Origin of the sequence: Solitalea longa, from assembly GCF_002920915.1 — a bacterium.
Lineage (GTDB): Bacteria > Bacteroidota > Bacteroidia > Sphingobacteriales > Sphingobacteriaceae > Solitalea > Solitalea longa.
The window spans coordinates 235,499-253,387 of sequence record NZ_PQVF01000001.1; the positions used below are offsets into that span (position 1 = coordinate 235,499).

A 17,889-nucleotide genomic window follows, 5' to 3' on the forward strand; every position below is an offset into this window, starting at 1 on the left:
GTAATTTTCGCTCATGAAAGCGGCCTCCATAAACGAACTCAAAAAAGAATTACAAGCTATTCAGCCCTCGCAATTAATTGAACTCTGTTTGCGAATAGCAAAATATAAGAAAGAGAATAAGGAGCTGCTCAGCTATTTGCTTTTTGAGGCAGAAAATGAATCAGCTTATGTTGAATCGGTAAAGAATTTAATAGATGAACAGTTCGAAGAATTGCCACGATTAAACACTTACTTGGCAACAAAAGCAATCCGGAAGATTTTGCGAATGGCAAAGAAATACATTAAATATTCAGGTCTAAAACAAACGGAAGTGGAGCTGCTGATCTATTTCTGCCGTAAGCTCAAAACATCCAAACTGAAAATCCATAGCAGTACTGCCTTAACCAACCTTTATCAGCAACAATTAAAACTGATTAACAAAGCCCTTGATAAGTTGCATGAAGACCTGCAGTTAGATTTTCAACAGGAATTAAATGAGCTCTATTAAAAGCTAAAGTGGGATAAGCGCTGAAATATTGATTAGCAATTGCAAACGTTCGGTTTAAATAGAAAGGGCCAATGAAATTCATCATTGGCCCTTTACTTATATTCTGTATGTTTTCTAGCTAATCTTTAATTTGAAATCAATAGGTAGTACATATTTAGCATTAACAATTGTACCATGATGAACCGCCGGTTTCCATTTAGGCATGGCCTTAATAATTCTAACAGCCTCTTCACTTAAACCATCTTTTACTTTTTTGATCACCTTAATATCGCTGATAGAGCCGTCTTTATATACCACAAATGATACCGAAACCCGGCCTTGTGTTAGATTTTCCAACGCTTTTTGTGGGTACTTTAAGTTACGGTTAATGAAATTGGTAAGGGCGTTTGATCCTCCCGGAAATTTAGGCGGATTTTCTACGTATAAATAAACCGAATTGTCTTCCGGATCTTCCTGGGCGACCTTTGATGTTAATAAAGTTGTTTTATGGCAATTTTCGTCGTTAACAAATGATGAGCAAAGTAAAACAGCTAACATGCCCAAGCAAATAGATTTAGATATTGACATATAATAAGTTTGGTTTAATTATTTAATGATTGAATGTAATTCATTAATATTTAAAATCAAAAACTTTTGATCAAATAATATTCATTTTAATTTTGATACTATCTTAAGATTCAGGTTTTTATTAAAATTGATGAAGCCATTGAAAATTGATAGCTTTATTATCATACCAATTTATATTAGCCTTGAACGATCACTCATTTGGTTCGCTACGTTTTAAAACGCATGAAGTTTTTAATCAATCTACACCCTTAGTTAATTATAATCTTTATACAAGCAATCGGGTTTTACGCGAGTGTATGGCCCGGATGGATACTGAATGGGCTGAAAAATCACTTAAAGAATTTGGTGGAAAATTAGGGGCCGAAGAAATTATCCGCTCCGGATTTTTGGCTAATCAGTATCCTCCGATATTAAGAACGCACGATCGTTTTGGTGAACGAATAAACGAAGTCGACTTTCATCCTTCATGGCATCAACTGCTTCAATTGGCCATGGAAAACCGTTTGCATAATTTACCATGGAGCTCAGTCAAAAAGGGAGCGCACAGCGTTAGGGCCGCCATGATGATGATGGCTTCTGAAATTGAATTTGGGCATCTCTGTCCAATCTCAATGACCTTCTCTGTTTTTCCGGTATTGAAAAAGCATGCTCCTCAGTTTCTGGATCAATGGTCCCAGCTTATACTCAGCAATCAATATGATCAGCGTTTCATCCCTGCAGATGAAAAGAATGGTGTTTTATGCGGAATGGCAATGACGGAGAAACAGGGTGGTTCGGATGTACGGGCAAATACATCGATTGCAAAGGCATTGAATGAAAACACAGAATTTTTGCTTACCGGCCATAAATGGTTTTGCTCGGCTCCTATGGTCGATGCTTTTTTGGTTTTAGCACAGGCCCCCAAAGGTCTTTCGTGCTTCTTTATGCCACGTTATCTTCCTGATGGAACCTTGAACAACTTCCACATTCAGCGTTTGAAAGACAAGTTGGGAAATCGCTCAAATGCGTCGGGTGAAATTGAGTTTTACAATGCCTGGGCATTACTTATAGGAGAAGAGGGTCGAGGAATTCCAACCATCATTGAAATGGTTAATCATACCCGGCTCGATTGTACGATTGGTTCAACAGGTTTGATGCATCAGGCAACTGTTCAGGCTATTCATCATTGCCTCCATCGGTCGGCGTTTGGCAAAAGGTTGATCGATCAACCTTTAATGCAAAATGTTTTGGCCGATCTGACCTTGGAAACTGAAGCGGCAATGCAGTTGACTATGCGATTGGCGGCTGCTTTCGATAATGCTGAAGAGCAAGCCTTGCAGCGGATCATTACACCAATTGCCAAGTTTTGGATATGTAAACGAACGCCTCCATTGATCTACGAAGCCCTAGAATGCTTTGGTGGTGCGGGATTTATAGAAGATTCGATTATGCCACGACTCTATCGCGAAGCACCTTTAAATTCGGTATGGGAAGGTTCAGGGAATGTGATTTGTTTAGATGTTAAGCGAGCCATGCAAAATCAGCCGGCTGCTGTTGAAAGTATTATTAATGAATTGAATTTGGCCAAAGGGATCAATTCATCCTTTGATACACATTTGATCGCATTCTCTAAAATAATTTCAGCTTCATTAACTGATAATGAAGCTGAAAGTCGAATACTTGTTGAAAAGATGGCTTTATTACTCCAAGCCGCTTTATTGTTAAGGTTTTCACCTGCATTTATGGCCGAAGCCTTTATCGATTCAAGACTAAATAATTCAAAAAGTCTTTTTGGTACACTTTCATCTCAACATAACTTCCAATGGATCATTGGGCGAATGTGGACGGAAGAATAAGCTTATTTTTTTATCAGTTCGATACCAACGTCAGAGATCTCTTTTAAAGGATCGTCGCGCATGTATTGTTCCAGTTCGATCCGATAGGATCCCGCTTGAGAAAATTTAATTCCATCGGTTAAAAACACTTTTCGCGCAACCAATTTTCCTGAGCCTGAGCCTAACCATCTTCCATCTTTTTCGGCTAACTTAACTTCAATAATCCTTACGGTCTGATGTTTTCCATCCGGATTTTTTACATACATTCTGAAGAAAATATTCGAATATTTATAATCATCTGTATGGCGCAGGTTTAAATAGATAGAGTAAGTGCCGGTTTGATCGAGCTTAACATCATAAACTGCTTTATCATTAGAAAACCAACCTTTGGGCGCAATGGTTAACGTATTGTTATAAACCGAACTATCTGTACAAGAAAACAAAAACAAAGTAATGGCAATTACGCCGCTGAATAAACAGGTTTTGCGAAACATTTACTGCTTGGTTGAATCGTTATTGGTTGGTTTTTGATTACGTTGTTGGTTACCACGCCGCTGATTGTTACCCTGGTTCTTATTCCCTCCACCCTGTTGCTTTTGCTGCTGTGGTTGTTGAGGGCGATTTTGATTTTCCGCTGGTTTATTTTGGCCCTGCTGCTGCTGACTACCACCACCTTGTTGTTGTGGACGATTTTGCTGCTGCGGCTTATTTCCGCCTCCTTGCTGCTGCGGGCGTTGTGCCTGTTGCTGCGGTTTTTGAGGTTGCGGTTGTTGTGTTTGTTGCGGACGGTCTTGAGATGAACGCATTTCTTCTCTGTTACCAGAACCACCTTTTGATTTTTTCTTCTTCTTTTTCTTATTCTTTTCATCGAGGCGGGTCAATGAGTCTTGACCAACCACGTTTTCATAGTCGAAGGTTGCAGGTTTAGAAACCGTTTCGGCACTGTTGTATTCAAGTACTTTAAGGTCAGCTGATTTTTGTCCTTTGGCGTTTGCAGATAAAATTTCACGTACTTTAGGCACTTCCAACGGAATCCAATCAGTTACTCCTTCATAACTGAACCACATTATTCTTTTGAAGATGTCGGTTTTTTGTAAACGGGCAAAACCGCGTTCGGTTTGCAAACCGCTAACATTTTCAGGAATATCTCTTAAAGCATCGATATAGGTATCGAGCTCATAGTTTAAACAACATTTAAGCTTACCACACTGTCCGGCTAATTTTAGCGTGTTCAGCGAAAGGTTTTGATAGCGTGCGGCGGCAGTTGAAACAGTCCGGAAGTCAGTTAACCAGGTTGAACAGCAAAGTTCCCGTCCACATGAACCGATTCCACCTAAGCGACTTGCTTCCTGGCGCATTCCGATCTGACGCATTTCAATGCGAATTTTGAATGCCTCGGCCATGCGTTTGATCAGCTCACGAAAATCCACGCGATCATCGGCAGTATAATAAAAGGTAGCTTTTGATTTATCACCCTGATAATCCACATCGCTTAGCTTCATTTTAAGGCCAAGCTCAAGTGCCAACGTACGGGCTTTGTGCATGGTTTCATACTCCAGGCCTTTGGCTAATTTCCATTTATCAATATCAGATTGATTGGCCTTGCGTATGATCTTGCGAAACTCCACAGAATCTTTAACGCCTTTTTTCTTCATCTGAACACGCACAAGCTCGCCTGTTAGCGACACGTGTCCTAAGTCATATCCACCTTGATTGCCTTCTACGGCTACCATTTCACCCATTTCAAGGTAATGATTGTTCGGATTCACATAAAAATCTTTACGTGAACCTTTAAATTTTACCTCAACTATGTTAAATGGTTTATAGTGTGCCGGCAAATCCATATCAGACAGCCAATCGTAAACATCCAGCTTACTACATCCACCATCGGTTAAACACGAGCCGTTGCTTTTGCAACCGGCCGGAGTACAACCTCCGGTTGAACAGGTACTACATCCCATATTATATTTTCTCTCTATATGATTGAAACCGTTCTTTCATTTTTTTAAGACGGTTGTGTTCGCAAATAACGATTAATTTGCAAAGATACATCTAAAAATAAGATTTTAGGGTTTGCATTTCTTTCCACATGATAAATGGCTTCTTCAAAGCATTTGATGATCATTTCGCCCTTTTTAACACCTATCAGTGCCGAAAACTTACTTACAAACTCCAATTCTTCACCTTCAAGGTGAATCATTTCTTTTACATTGTCTCCAAATAACAGGCAATCACGAATAATGTTGAGTCCGTAACGGATAAAGTTCTTTTGCCGCTCACGTCCAATTTTAGCAAAATCTTCCACCCACTTTACAATACCGGTTCCATTACCCATGTAACAAAGGCGCATCCAATCGGCAAAACTCCCCGTTTCTTTGTTTTCCTCTTCATTAAAAACGGCATAGGCGGATGCCATGTTACCATTGGATAAATAAGCTATTCTATTTGCTTGGGCCGAATCACACTGATGAGCCTCCACAAAGTGTTGCTGAATCTCTTTATTAGAAAGTTTATTGATCTTGATCAGCTGGGTACGCGATAAGATGGTGTTCAGCATCTTGTCGCGGTTTTCAGCAACCAATAAGAATAAGGTTTTATGAGCAGGCTCTTCGATGATCTTCAGCAATGAATTTCCTTCGTTACCCAAAAACTCGGGCAGCCACATGATCAATACTTTAAACTCCGATTCGAAAGGTTTTAAGCTTAGCTTTTGAATAATAGCATGACATTCGGCAATTGGAATATTAGGCTGCTTGTTTTCTACATCAAGATATTTCAACCAGGCGTTAAGTGATAAATACTTGTCTGCTGCCAGTGCCGTCCGCCATTCGTCAATTACATCAACGCTGGTTTCAACTTTGTTGGTTTTGCTGGCAATAAAAGGGTAAGAGAAATGTAGATCGGGGTGGATGAATTTCTGATATTTACGACATGATGAACACTGGCCGCAGGAATCATTTTCCTGTTTGTTTTCGCAGGCAATGTATTGCGCGTAAGCAATGGCGAGCGATAGCGCACCGGAACCTTCAGGTCCTAAAAATAGTTGCGCATGGCTAATTCGGTTGTCATTAACCGACCTAACTAATTGTTCCTTAATTTCTTTGTTCCCTACAATATCTTTAAACAGCATGCTGTAAAGTTCTAAAATATTCGGTCTTTTTTTAATCCTGTTTTTAAAGCTTCTATTTTTCTGTACACCTTTGCATAAAATTATTGAATATGGCGCGATTAATGGCTTTTGATTTTGGCACCAAACGGCTGGGTATAGCTGTTACTGATCCGTTGCAAATTATTGCTACGGCATTAACCACTATCCATCCGAAAGATATAGTAAGTTTTATACAAAAGTACCTTCAAACCGAGCAGATAGAAACTTTTGTTGTTGGCGAACCCAAACAAATGGATAGTACGCCATCTGAGTCTGCCCGTCATGTGGAAGCTTTTATCAACCTGCTGAAAAAGCAGTTTCCACAAATACCTATTGAACGGATGGACGAGCGTTTTACGTCAAAAATGGCCAGTCAGTCAATTGCGCAAAGCGGACTGAAGAAATCGCACCGCGAGAAAAAAGAGTTAATAGATACAATTAGCGCTGTTATTATTCTTCAATCGTATATGGAAAAGCGTTCATTTGGCTTTTAAACCTTCATTTTATTTGTGAGTTTTAGTCCTGCAGGTTTTTTGTACTTTTGCAAACTGTATCAAAATAAATAAAGGGTATTGACTTATTATCGGTCACAAATACTCTTATTCAATAATATTCGAGATAAATGATATTACCAATTACCGCCTATGGCGATCCGGTGTTGTTAAAAAAAGCACAGCCTATAGACAAAGATTACCCTGAATTAAAAGGTTTAATTAGCAGCATGTTTGAAACCATGTACAATGCCAGCGGTGTTGGAATTGCGGCCCCTCAAGTAGGTCTTTCCTTACGCTTATTTGTTATTGATGCCAAACCTTTTAGCGATGACGACGATGATGAGATGTCTGAAACAGAATCGAAAGCATTGAAGGGTTTTAAGCAGGTATTTATAAATGCCGAAATGCTTGAGCAAACCGGCGAAAAATGGCCATTTACTGAGGGATGTTTGAGTATTCCTGAAATCAGGGAAGATGTTTTCAGACCGGCAAACATCAAAATAAAATATGTTGATGAAAACTGGGTAGAGCATATTGAAGAATATTCGGGTATTGCAGCCAGGGTTATTCAGCATGAATATGATCATATTGAAGGTAAACTGTTTACTGATTATTTGAACCCGTTGAAAAAAGCAATGCTTAAAGGCCGTTTAGATGCGATCTCTAAAGGAAACATTAAAACGGATTATAAGATGAAGTTTAATGTAAAGAAAAAAGGCAGAAGGTAGTTAGGGCTTATATCCCTAACTCCCAACCTGGCAATTCACGCTCTTTTCTGTCAATTTTATAAATGTAAAGAAACATAAAGTTGGCAGCTATTGCCCCGAAAATATGCCACAAAAAATGGGTGCCTACAGGTAATATCTCCCAGCTATCTGCAATTCTGAAAAACAAAGCCAGTAAAAAAGAAGTGAACGCAAACACGGGCAGTTTCCATTTGTAAAAATTGTTAATAATTAAATGCGAAAAGGCAGGTCCCACAACAATTGCCGCCATAAAACCGTAATTAAGGTTTATGCCTAAATGCGAGTGTTCGGAAATACTGAACTTCCATACAATGCTCATTATAATTAATGTAGCTAAAATAATTGATGCGGTATAATACTTTCGGCGTGTAACCTTATAAAGCAGATAAATACCCGCCATGAAGCATAAAATAAGAATGGGCACCCAATCCATCAATAAAAACAAATGAGAATCTCTGAACGCATGATACAAGGTCCCTCCTACTGCACCAATGCCTAAAAAAGATACCGAAAGTGTTAAAAACCAATATTCTTTATATTTTCCTTTCAGCTTTAATACCCAGTAAACAGTCATGCCTACAAATAGCAAACACGATAAGGCATTAAATGGCTCCACAATAAGGTATTTCAAATTGGTTTCGGTGTAAACCGGTCCGCCATCTGGTAGAAGTTGTAATAAGGTAGAAAACATAGGCATATTTTATCCTCCTTTTTATCTTAAACTGTGACTTGGTAAGAATTGTTTAGGGCTTTCTAAAATTTACGAAAATGATTCGAGATAAAGGTGGTTTCTTAAATATTCTTTAACTTTTCGGGTGTTAAACCATACAAGAATGACAGTAGATATTTACCAGGTAGATGCATTCAGTTCGCACTTATTTAAAGGCAATCCGGCTGCGGTATGCTTGTTAAATGAATGGCTCCCGGATGAAACGCTAAAATCAATTGCTGCCGAAAATAACCTTTCGGAAACTGCATATGTGATAGCCCGCGATGATCATTTTGAATTACGCTGGTTTACGCCTACTGTTGAGGTTAGCTTATGCGGCCATGCTACTGTTGCAACAGCCTTGGTTTTGTTTGATGAGCTTAAATATGAGAACAGTATTATCCGCTTTCAAACCAAGAGCGGAGAGTTGACCGTTAGGAAAGACAATAATTTTTACCTTTTAAACTTTCCGGCTAATGACCCGACAGAAGTTACTGATTATCCAAATGAGCTTATTGAAGCACTGCATTGCAAGCCAGTTAAAGTTTTAAAGGGAAAGACCGATTATATGGTGGTAGTTGAAACACAGCGGGAAGTTGAACTGCTGCAACCCAATCATACACTTTTACGAGGGATCAAAGTTAGAGGTGTGATTGTTACTGCCGTTGGTGATGAAGTTGATTTTGTCTCGAGATTTTTTGCTCCCGGTTCGGGCGTTGACGAAGATCCGGTAACAGGTTCGGCACATACCATGCTTATTCCCTATTGGGCGAAGAAATTGGGGAAAGAAGCCTTTTATGCAAAACAATTATCAGCCAGAGGAGGGACCTTGAAATGTAAATTGTTAGGCGATCGGGTTGAAATTGGAGGAGCAGCTAAACTTTACATGAAAGGTCAGCTTTTTTTGCCATGAAATTACTTGAAGTTAAACTTCTAACCGATAACTTAAGCCTTGCTGAAAAATTTTATGGTAAACAGCTGGGCTTTACTCGCTGTCATCTTTCCGCAGATGAACTCCAAATTGAAATGGGTTCTTCCGTTTTAATCTTTCGGCAAACAAAGGAAATTAAAAAACCGGTTTATCATTTTGCTTTAAATATTCCCAATAACAGGTTAAATGAGGCAATAGATTGGATAAGTGCTATTGCGTCACCGTTAAAATTAAATTCTCAAGGCGAAATCATTGCTGATTTTCGTAATTGGAACGCCAAATCCATTTATTTCATCGACCCAATTGGAAATATAGTTGAGTTCATTGCGCGCTTTAATTTGCCCAATCAGTCGACTGAACCGTTTTCTGTAAAATCTATTTTAACTATAAGTGAAATAGGGCTAGTCGTGAACGTCGTAAAAAATACAGTGCTGGAGTTTGCTGATCGGTTTGCACTGGATATTTTCGTTCCGTCAACTTCAACAGAGCAGTTTGCTGCACTGGGAAACGACGAAGGTTTGTTCATAGTTTCTGAAAAGAACCGTCACTGGTATCCGACTATGATCAATGCCCAGCCGTTTCCGCTTGAAATAAAATTTGAAACTGATAATAATGTGGTTTATAATTTATCTATTTAAAAAATCCATATTATTTTTTAAATAATTTTGAATTATTAATAAAAGTTATAAGTTTGCAATAGAGAATTAATAATATGAAAATCGCGCAGTCAACAATAAATACTACAGTAATTACCGCCCCGGTAGTTATTTGCGCTATTTCTATTATTACCACCACAATTATTACCCCTTGGGGGGTGTAAGTATATAATTCCGCGCCTTAGGGCAATTTTATCAATCAATCTTTTTTAACCTTTTTGAAGCCATAGAATTTAGTTTTTAGGCAAACCCAGTTATTCGCATATATGAAAGTTTTAAAATTTGGTGGTTCATCAGTTGCGTCAGCAGAAAACATCGACAAGGTTGTAGCGATCGTTAAGGAGAAATCGGAAGAAGGGAAATTGGCCGTGTTTGTATCGGCATTAAGTGGTGTTACTGATAAATTAATTGCAGCCGGTAAAGCTGCCTCACAAGGAAACGAAGAGTATAAAGATATTTTAAACGAGATTGAGAACAGGCATTTGGCTGAAGTTCGCAAACTTGTTCCTATTGCCAACCAAAGTTCAGTATTAAGTCAGGTTAAAAAACTGCTTAATGATCTTGAAAACACTTGCGAAGGTGTATTCTTAATTGGTGAACTTTCTGCCAAAACCCTTGATCGTATTATGTCGAAAGGAGAGCTCCTTTCCTCTTTTATAATTTCAGAGAAGATGAAGGCAGAAGGCTTGAATGCAGTTTTGAAAGATTCAAGAGAGTTGATCAAAACCGATTCAAACTTTGGAAAAGCGGCTGTTGATTTTGAAACTACTAATTTACGCAGCTGGCAGTATTTTAATCAGGCAGCTGATGTTACCGTATTGCCCGGTTTTGTGGCATCAAACGAAAATGGTGAAACCACAACTATGGGTCGCGGAGGCTCTGATTATTCAGCTGCTATTGTTGCAGGTGCCATTAACGCCGAAGTGTTAGAAATATGGACCGATGTGAGTGGAATGATGACCGCCGATCCTCGAGTGGTAAGTCAGGCCTATCCAATTGAAAAGATATCATACGGTGAGGCATTTGAGCTTTCGCACTTTGGCGCTAAAGTGATCTATCCGCCGACAATCCAACCGGTTTTAGAGAAAAAAATACCTGTTTGGGTGAAGAATACCTTTGCACCTGATGATGCAGGTACTTTGATTCACGAAAATGGCAATGGGAATGACACTATTATAAAAGGTATTTCAAGCATTAATAAAATTGCCTTGCTTAGCCTCGAAGGCAGCGGAATGGTAGGTGTTCCAGGCTTTTCGAAACGTTTGTTTGAAGCATTAGCGCGTGAAGCGGTTAATGTGATCCTTATTACTCAAAGTTCTTCCGAGCACTCAATTTGTGTAGCTATAAATGAAGCTGATATTATCAAAGCTAAAACAGCTATTGACAGTGAGTTTGCTTTTGAGATCAGCGTGAAAAAGGTGGATCCGTTAATTATTGAGCGTGAACTTTCCATTGTGGCGCTTATTGGCGATAAAATGAAGAATCATGCCGGTGTAAGCGGAAAGATGTTTAGCGCTTTGGGACGTAACGGTATTAATATAAGGGCAATCGCTCAAGGTTCTTCAGAAAAAAATATCTCAACTGTAATTAATGAGAAGGACGTTAAAAAAGGCCTAAACGTTTTACATGAAGAGTTTTTTGAAAAACCGATAAAACAGTTAAACCTTTTTATTACTGGTGCAGGAAATGTGGGTAGCAAACTGCTGGATCAACTGAAAAAACAACAACGTTTCCTAACTGAAGAACTCCGGTTAAATGTTAGGGTTGTAGGTTTGGCTAATTCTAAAAAAATGATCTTTAATGATGAAGGCATTTGTTTGGAAAACTGGAAAGAGCAATTGAGTAACGGAGAACCGATGTCACTTACTGCATTTGCTAAACATGCCAGAGTTAAAAATATGCGTAACAGCGTGTTTGTAGATAACTCGGCAAGTGAAGATGTTGCCCAGGTATATAAAGAGTATTTGAAAAGCAGTATCTCTGTAGTTACCTGTAATAAAATTGCCGCTGCTTCCGAATATCAGAATTACCGCAGCCTGAAACGAGCGGCTATGGATCACAATGTTAGATTTTTGTTTGAAACTAACGTGGGAGCAGGCTTGCCAATTATTGGAACCTTGAATGACATGGTTCGCAGTGGCGACCGGATACGTAAAATTGAAGCTGTTTTGTCGGGTAGTTTGAACTTCATATTCAATAACTTTAAGACAGGTGTTTCATTCGAAGAAATTGTTCGTCAGGCACAAACTGAAGGATATACCGAACCTGATCCGCGTATTGATTTAACAGGTACTGATGTAAAACGCAAAATTCTGATCTTGATCCGTGAAAGTGGTGTGGCGATGGAAATGGATGATATCACTTCTGATCCATTTATGCCTGCCGACTGTTTGGAGGGATCGGTAGATAATTTCTTCGAAAAACTGAAAGAGCATAAACAGGTATTCGATGATTTATATACCGCCGCTTCAGCCCGTGGAGAGAAATTGAAGTTTGTGGCCACCTATGATAATGGTAAAGCTTCTGTTGGTTTAAGATCAGTAGCCCCTGATCATCCGCTTTATAAGCTTGATGGTAAAGACAATATCGTACTATTTACTACTGACAGATACCCGGATCAGCCGTTAATTGTAAAAGGCGCAGGCGCAGGTGCTGACGTAACAGCTTCAGGTATTTTTGCTGATATTATTAAAACTGTTCTATAAAACCCCTTCATGAAAGAAATAAGAATTTTTGCACCCGGAACTGTTGCCAACGTGGCTTGCGGATTTGATGTGATGGGTTTTGCTTTGGATAATCCGGGAGATGAAATGGTGTTGAGAACAATACCTGAGAAAACGGTTCGTATTACCAAAATAGATGGGTTTAATTTACCACTGGATGCTGCTAAAAATGTTGCGGGTGTGGCTTTGCTTTCGTTATTAAGCGAAGTAAAAGAGAAAGTAGGCTTTGAAGTTGAAATTTATAAAAAGATAAAACCCGGTAGCGGAATTGGTTCGAGTGCAGCGAGTTCTGCAGGTGCAGTTGTAGCAGCTAACAAACTCTTAGGAGAGCCGTTTTCAAAAACAGATTTGGCGCGTTTTGCGATGGAAGGTGAGCGACTTGCTTCGGGTACAGCACATGCCGACAATATAGCTCCGGCGATTTTCGGAGGCTTTACCTTGGTGCGTAGCTATCAACCTTTGGATATTATAAGTATTGATACGCCTGATGAACTGTATGCAACCGTAATTCACCCTCAAATTGAGGTAAAAACCTCTGATGCCCGCGAAATTTTAAAGCGTAATGTTTTGCTTAAGGACGCTATTCGTCAGTGGGGAAATGTTGGCGGTTTGGTTGCCGGACTAATGAAGTCAGATTACGACCTCATCAGCCGCTCATTAGAAGATGCTATTGTTGAACCGATACGCTCTATTTTAATTCCTGCGTTCCAGGAAGTGAAATTAAAGTCGAAGGAAGCAGGTGCGCTGGGTGGTGGAATTTCAGGATCTGGTCCTTCTATTTTTATGTTGAGCAGAGGTGAAGCAACTGCACAAAAGGTAAAAGCCATTATGGCCGAAATTTACGATAAAGTTGGAATCGAATATGATATCCATTTATCGAAAGTGAATAAAGAAGGAGTGAAAATTATTAGTCAAAAGTAAATGGTCAAAGGGGGAAATTATTTCCCATTGGCTCAAATTTAGAATAGAAAAAATGAACTATTTCAGTTTAAATCATAATGCTCCAAAGGTGAAATTTAGCGAAGCCGTTGTAAAAGGGCTCGCTCCCGATAAAGGCTTGTACTTTCCTGAGTCGATTGCTCCTTTATCGAAAGAACTGATCGATAATATCGAGCGCTATTCAAAGGAAGAAATTGCTTTTCAGGCAATTAAGCAATTTGTTGGCGATGAAATCAATGAAGTTGAGTTAAAACGAATTGTAGCCGAAACTGTCAATTTTGATTTTCCTTTAGTCGAGGTTGAACCAAATGTATACAGTTTGGAGCTTTTTCATGGGCCAACACTTGCCTTTAAAGATGTAGGAGCACGTTTCATGGCTAGGTGTCTTGGTGCTTTTTCAAAGTTTGACGAAAAAAAGGTCACCGTATTGGTAGCTACTTCTGGTGATACCGGAGGTGCAGTTGCTGATGGCTTTTTAGGTGTGGATGGTGTTGAAGTTGTGATCCTTTATCCAAGTGGGAAGGTGAGCGATATCCAGGAAAAACAATTGACAACTTTGGGTAAAAACATTAAAGCTGTAGAGGTTAAAGGTACCTTTGATGATTGCCAAAGGATGGTTAAAACCGCATTTCTGGATGAGGATCTTAACAATACCTTAAATCTTACTTCGGCCAATTCAATTAATGTGGCTCGCTGGTTGCCACAAATGTTTTATTATTTCTTTGCTTATCAGCAGTTAAAAGATAAAACCAAAAATCTTATTATTTCGGTCCCAAGCGGCAATTTTGGGAATATTTGTGCGGGTATGATGGCCAAACGTTTAGGTTTGCCAATTGATCTTTTTGTGGCTTCTACAAATGCCAATAAAGTGGTTACCGAGTATTTAAATTCAGGCAACTATGAGCCAAGACCATCTGTGCAAACAATCTCTAACGCCATGGACGTTGGCGAACCAAGTAATTTTATAAGAATTGAAGAGTTGCACCAAAAGAGCTTTAATACACTTAAAACAGCCTTGTTAAGCTTTAGTTATTCTGATGAACAAACCAGAATGGCGATGAAGGATGTGAAAAAACATACCGGCTACATCCTCGATCCACACGGAGCTGTAGGTTATTTAGGTTTGAAAGATGCACTTAAAAATGTTGAAAATGCGCAAGGTGTCTTTTTAGAAACCGCTCATCCTTGTAAGTTTATTAATGTTGTTGAGGATACCTTAGGAGAAAAAGTGGATATACCGGCAAAATTAGAAGGTTTGCTTTCAAAAGAAAAGGTAGCCGTTTCACTTGAAAACAACTATGATCAGTTAAAAGAATTACTTTTAAAAAGCGCTTCAATACAAATGGTTTAATGATTGCTAGGTAATGAACTAATGTTAGTTATTTTACGTTAATTGATTTTAAATCTTTAACTTATAACTGCTGATATTAGTTCATTATTATTTAACAGTCCTTAAAATCATGTTTATGAAGTCCAAACGCTCCCCTTCATTTTGGATTATTGTTGCTTCCTTTCTGGCAATTCCTGCTATTTTAACTACATCCTGTAAAAAAAGCTCCGATCCTGTTCCTAAGGTTACTCCTGGTGATGTTCGTGACAGTGTATACCTGGTTGCCGAAACTTTTTATTTATGGACAGATAATTTACCCTCTGAAGATGTTTTTAAAGCAAAATCCCTGGCTGGTCCGGATGAAGTAATTGAAAAAGTTAAAACGTACAGCCCCTTATTAAACGGAAAGCACCTTGATAGATACAGCTTTGGATTGCCTAAAGCCGATTGGGACAATATTTCGAATGGTAATGAGTCTGATTTTGGTTGTGGGTTTAAATTTAACCGAGCCAGCTCAGGTGATTATTCGGATGATCTTCGTATCTCCTACGTTTATAAAAATTCATCAGCGGGAATCCAGGGTGTGGCCCGTGGATGGCGTATACTGTCTATTAATGGAATAACAGCTAATACAGATAACATAAACGCACTTAATACGGCCTTAAATCAAAATTCAATTTCGGTTCAATTTAAAACTCCTGCAAATACTAATCAAACAATTACACTTACATCAGGATCTTATAGCGTAAATACGGTAATTAAAAGTTCTGTAATTGATTTAGGCGGCAAGAAGGTTGGTTATATTATGTTTAATACATTTTTTGCTACTGCTATTCAGGAAATTGATGCTGCTTTTGCTGATTTTGTAGCACAAAATGTAACCGATGTAGTGGTTGATTTACGTTATAATGGTGGTGGAAGAGTGGATATAGCTGAGCATTTTGCGGATTTATTGGCTCCAGCGGCTGCTAAATCAAAATTAATGTACACCGATCAGCATAACACATTACTTACCTCAGAAGGTTGGAATGAAAGTGTTCCTTTTGATAATTCTGCCCAAAAGCTTCCAGGCTTAAGCAAAGTGGCATTTATAGGTACTTCCGGAACCGCTTCTGCCAGTGAACTTTTGATTAATGTACTCAAACCATATTTAGGAGAGAACCAAAAACTTTTTGGATCAACTACTTATGGCAAGCCTGTAGGTTTTTATCCTATAACGATAAACCGCGGTTTAAGTGATGCATATACCACATTGATTGTAGCTGTTAAATCAACAAATTCGGTTGGTACAAGTGACTATTTTCAGGGATTTAATCCGGATGGTTTAGCAAATGATGATCTTACAAAAGATTTTGGAGATCCGGAAGAAGGTTCCTTAAAAGCAGCTTTAACCTGGATTCAGAACGGTACCATTTCAACTTCAACTGTAGCCACTGAGTCGGTTGCTCGTCCAAGTCCGGTAATAGAATCAGCTAATGCAAAATTTGATCGCTCGTTTAAAGGTTCGATTTTTAAAGAGAAAAAACACTGAGTTAATTTAACAATAAACCTTAGGTAGCAACAAGCGGACTTTTCGACAGAAGGGTTCGCTTGTTGGCTTTTTATACGTGTTTTTTTATCGATTTAAAATGATAAAATTCACCTCATTGGATAAGAAAAACTATAAATTTGCCCGCCGATAATAAACGGTTTTTTTACTCAAAACATAACATATGGAATACCGCATAGAAAAGGACACCATGGGTGAAGTTCAGGTTCCTGCAGAGAAATTCTGGGGAGCTCAAACTCAACGTTCAATTGAAAATTTTCAGATTGCTCAAGACATCAACAAAATGCCTAAGGAAATTGTTAAAGCATTTGCCTATTTAAAAAAGGCGGCTGCATTAACCAATCTTGATGCTGGTGTTTTACCTAAAGAAAAATCAGATTTAATTGGAAAAGTTTGTGATGAGATCCTTGAAGGTAAACTTGACGAGCAGTTTCCGTTGGTAGTTTGGCAAACCGGTTCAGGGACCCAATCGAACATGAACGTGAACGAAGTAGTAGCTTACCGTGCTCATGTTTTAAATGGTGGCCAACTTACGGATAAAGATAAAGTATTGAATCCTAATGATGATGTTAACAAATCACAGTCATCAAATGATACCTTCCCAACAGCTATGCACATTGCTGCATACAAAATGCTGATTGAAACTACTATTCCTGGTATTACTAAATTAAGAGATACTCTTGCTGCTAAAGCCGAAGCATTTAAGCATGTGGTGAAGATCGGCCGTACGCATTTTATGGATGCAACCCCATTAACCTTAGGTCAGGAGTTTTCAGGTTATGTTTCTCAATTAAACCATGGCTTAAAAGCCATCAATAATACCTTGGCGCATCTTTCGGAGTTAGCTTTGGGTGGAACTGCCGTTGGAACAGGAATTAACACCCCAAAAGGTTATTCAGAGAATGTGGCTAAACACATTGCTAACTTAACAGGACTGCCTTTTGTAACTGCTGAGAATAAGTTTGAAGCCCTTGCAGCTCACGATGCTATTGTTGAAGCGCACGGAGCCTTAAAAACAGTGGCGGTTAGTTTGATGAAAATTGGTAACGATATCCGTATGTTATCATCTGGTCCTCGCTCTGGTATCGGTGAAATTCACATTCCTGATAACGAGCCGGGTTCATCAATTATGCCAGGTAAGGTAAATCCTACCCAATGCGAGGCAATGACCATGGTTGCCGCTCAGGTGTTAGGAAACGATGTAGCAATTAATATTGGTGGTTCAAACGGTCACTTTGAATTGAACGTTTTCAAGCCGATGATGATCTATAACTTCCTTCATTCAGCTCGTTTAATTGGCGATGTTTGTGTTTCTTTCAATGATAAATGTGCAAGCGGTATCGAGCCAATCGAAAAGAATATCAATAACCACCTGAACAACTCATTAATGCTGGTAACCTCTTTAAATACAAAAATAGGTTACTATAAAGCAGCTGAAATTGCTCAAACAGCACACAAACAAGGTAAAACCTTAAAAGAAACTGCTGTTGAGTTAGGTTATGTTACTGCTGAGCAGTTCGACGAATGGGTTAACCCATTAGATATGGTTGGTGAGATCAAATAAAAGCTCACAACTTATTCCAATAATTTATTAATGCCTTTGCCATATCGGTAAAGGCATTTTTTCTTTTGCTTTAAGTCGAAAGTTTACATGTTAAACCAATGAGTTTTTCAGATCGTTCCCCCTGTTTACGGTGGTTCGCACTTGGCCAATGGGCTGAATGAAATATATAAATAAGGATTTATACATGATTGATTACGCAGGATAATTGGCGCAGGATAATTGGCGCAGGTTA

General features: G+C 38.8%; 16 protein-coding genes. 11 read left to right on the forward strand and 5 right to left on the reverse strand.

All coding sequences use genetic code 11. From position 1 onward, the window contains the following. The first annotated feature begins 13 nt into the window (after window positions 1-13). A complete protein-coding gene (locus tag C3K47_RS01115; protein WP_103787230.1) occupies window positions 14-487 on the forward strand; it encodes a hypothetical protein in 474 nt (157 codons plus the stop codon). 114 nt (window positions 488-601) lie between these two features. On the opposite strand, the gene C3K47_RS01120 is transcribed toward C3K47_RS01115, so the two are convergent. Continuing rightward, window positions 602-1,054, reverse strand: a complete 453-nt coding sequence (locus C3K47_RS01120; RefSeq protein WP_103787231.1) for an energy transducer TonB — start codon at window positions 1,052-1,054, stop codon at window positions 602-604. Window positions 1,055-1,236: 182 nt separating this feature from the next. Here C3K47_RS01120 and C3K47_RS01125 point away from each other — a divergent pair, with 182 nt between their 5' ends. Continuing rightward, complete coding sequence (locus C3K47_RS01125; RefSeq protein WP_103787503.1) at window positions 1,237-2,889, forward strand: isovaleryl-CoA dehydrogenase; 1,653 nt, start codon at window positions 1,237-1,239, stop codon at window positions 2,887-2,889. Window positions 2,890-2,891: 2 nt separating this feature from the next. Here the strand turns inward: C3K47_RS01125 and C3K47_RS01130 are convergent, their stop codons facing one another. The 3 genes from C3K47_RS01130 to C3K47_RS01140 are packed head-to-tail and all read right to left on the reverse strand — an operon-like array spanning window position 2,892 to window position 5,998. Beyond that, window positions 2,892-3,362 carry a gliding motility lipoprotein GldH gene (locus tag C3K47_RS01130; protein ID WP_103787232.1) on the reverse strand — a complete coding sequence of 157 codons (471 nt, stop codon included), beginning with the start codon at window positions 3,360-3,362 and terminating at the stop codon, window positions 2,892-2,894. Beyond that, a complete protein-coding gene (locus tag C3K47_RS01135; protein ID WP_103787233.1) occupies window positions 3,363-4,829 on the reverse strand; it encodes a PSP1 domain-containing protein in 1,467 nt (488 codons plus the stop codon). A gap of 44 nt (window positions 4,830-4,873) precedes the next feature. Next, the gene (locus tag C3K47_RS01140; RefSeq protein WP_103787234.1) at window positions 4,874-5,998 is read right to left on the reverse strand and encodes a DNA polymerase III subunit; all 1,125 of its coding nucleotides are present in this window, start codon (window positions 5,996-5,998) and stop codon (window positions 4,874-4,876) included. Window positions 5,999-6,087: 89 nt separating this feature from the next. Here C3K47_RS01140 and ruvX point away from each other — a divergent pair, with 89 nt between their 5' ends. Together ruvX and def are read left to right on the forward strand one after the other, a co-directional pair. Then, window positions 6,088-6,510, forward strand: coding sequence for a Holliday junction resolvase RuvX (gene ruvX, locus C3K47_RS01145; protein ID WP_103787235.1), 423 nt, complete (start codon window positions 6,088-6,090; stop codon window positions 6,508-6,510). Between the two features lie 128 nt (window positions 6,511-6,638). Then, on the forward strand, window positions 6,639-7,238 hold the full coding sequence (def, locus tag C3K47_RS01150) for a peptide deformylase (RefSeq protein ID WP_103787236.1): 600 nt from the start codon (window positions 6,639-6,641) through the stop codon (window positions 7,236-7,238). A gap of 7 nt (window positions 7,239-7,245) precedes the next feature. Here the strand turns inward: def and C3K47_RS01155 are convergent, their stop codons facing one another. Continuing rightward, a complete protein-coding gene (locus C3K47_RS01155) occupies window positions 7,246-7,947 on the reverse strand; it encodes a hypothetical protein (RefSeq protein WP_133159308.1) in 702 nt (233 codons plus the stop codon). A gap of 142 nt (window positions 7,948-8,089) precedes the next feature. Between C3K47_RS01155 and C3K47_RS01160 the strand changes: the two genes are divergently transcribed. The 7 genes from C3K47_RS01160 to fumC all read left to right on the forward strand — a co-directional run bounded on the left by C3K47_RS01160 (window position 8,090) and on the right by fumC (window position 17,657). Further along, window positions 8,090-8,878 (forward strand): PhzF family phenazine biosynthesis protein, encoded by a 789-nt coding sequence (locus C3K47_RS01160; RefSeq protein ID WP_103787238.1) that lies wholly within the window; start codon window positions 8,090-8,092, stop codon window positions 8,876-8,878. Further along, complete coding sequence (locus C3K47_RS01165) at window positions 8,875-9,534, forward strand: VOC family protein (RefSeq protein ID WP_103787239.1); 660 nt, start codon at window positions 8,875-8,877, stop codon at window positions 9,532-9,534. Before C3K47_RS01160 ends, C3K47_RS01165 begins: the two co-directional genes overlap by 4 nt. A 284-nt stretch (window positions 9,535-9,818) precedes the next feature. After that, a complete protein-coding gene (gene thrA, locus C3K47_RS01170) occupies window positions 9,819-12,257 on the forward strand; it encodes a bifunctional aspartate kinase/homoserine dehydrogenase I (RefSeq protein WP_103787240.1) in 2,439 nt (812 codons plus the stop codon). Window positions 12,258-12,266: 9 nt separating this feature from the next. Next, complete coding sequence (locus C3K47_RS01175) at window positions 12,267-13,196, forward strand: homoserine kinase (protein ID WP_103787241.1); 930 nt, start codon at window positions 12,267-12,269, stop codon at window positions 13,194-13,196. Between the two features lie 52 nt (window positions 13,197-13,248). Next, entirely contained in the window at window positions 13,249-14,565 is a 1,317-nt protein-coding gene (gene thrC, locus C3K47_RS01180) for a threonine synthase (protein ID WP_103787242.1), read from the forward strand. A 115-nt stretch (window positions 14,566-14,680) separates the two neighbouring features. Beyond that, on the forward strand, window positions 14,681-16,075 hold the full coding sequence (locus tag C3K47_RS01185) for a S41 family peptidase (RefSeq protein ID WP_165784599.1): 1,395 nt from the start codon (window positions 14,681-14,683) through the stop codon (window positions 16,073-16,075). Window positions 16,076-16,256: 181 nt separating this feature from the next. Continuing rightward, window positions 16,257-17,657 (forward strand): class II fumarate hydratase, encoded by a 1,401-nt coding sequence (fumC, locus tag C3K47_RS01190; protein WP_103787244.1) that lies wholly within the window; start codon window positions 16,257-16,259, stop codon window positions 17,655-17,657. Window positions 17,658-17,889 lie beyond the last annotated feature (232 nt).

Coding starts and splice junctions, on each gene's coding strand:
- C3K47_RS01135 (WP_103787233.1), bottom strand. CDS start 4,829: ATGGGATGTAGTACCTGTTCAACCGGAGGTTGTACTCCGGCCGGTTGC.
- thrC (WP_103787242.1), top strand. CDS start 13,249: ATGAACTATTTCAGTTTAAATCATAATGCTCCAAAGGTGAAATTTAGC.
- C3K47_RS01155 (WP_133159308.1), bottom strand. CDS start 7,947: ATGTTTTCTACCTTATTACAACTTCTACCAGATGGCGGACCGGTTTAC.
- C3K47_RS01140 (WP_103787234.1), bottom strand. CDS start 5,998: ATGCTGTTTAAAGATATTGTAGGGAACAAAGAAATTAAGGAACAATTA.
- C3K47_RS01115 (WP_103787230.1), top strand. CDS start 14: ATGAAAGCGGCCTCCATAAACGAACTCAAAAAAGAATTACAAGCTATT.
- C3K47_RS01185 (WP_165784599.1), top strand. CDS start 14,681: ATGAAGTCCAAACGCTCCCCTTCATTTTGGATTATTGTTGCTTCCTTT.
- fumC (WP_103787244.1), top strand. CDS start 16,257: ATGGAATACCGCATAGAAAAGGACACCATGGGTGAAGTTCAGGTTCCT.
- C3K47_RS01120 (WP_103787231.1), bottom strand. CDS start 1,054: ATGTCAATATCTAAATCTATTTGCTTGGGCATGTTAGCTGTTTTACTT.
- def (WP_103787236.1), top strand. CDS start 6,639: ATGATATTACCAATTACCGCCTATGGCGATCCGGTGTTGTTAAAAAAA.
- C3K47_RS01165 (WP_103787239.1), top strand. CDS start 8,875: ATGAAATTACTTGAAGTTAAACTTCTAACCGATAACTTAAGCCTTGCT.
- ruvX (WP_103787235.1), top strand. CDS start 6,088: ATGGCGCGATTAATGGCTTTTGATTTTGGCACCAAACGGCTGGGTATA.
- C3K47_RS01175 (WP_103787241.1), top strand. CDS start 12,267: ATGAAAGAAATAAGAATTTTTGCACCCGGAACTGTTGCCAACGTGGCT.
- C3K47_RS01130 (WP_103787232.1), bottom strand. CDS start 3,362: ATGTTTCGCAAAACCTGTTTATTCAGCGGCGTAATTGCCATTACTTTG.
- thrA (WP_103787240.1), top strand. CDS start 9,819: ATGAAAGTTTTAAAATTTGGTGGTTCATCAGTTGCGTCAGCAGAAAAC.
- C3K47_RS01160 (WP_103787238.1), top strand. CDS start 8,090: ATGACAGTAGATATTTACCAGGTAGATGCATTCAGTTCGCACTTATTT.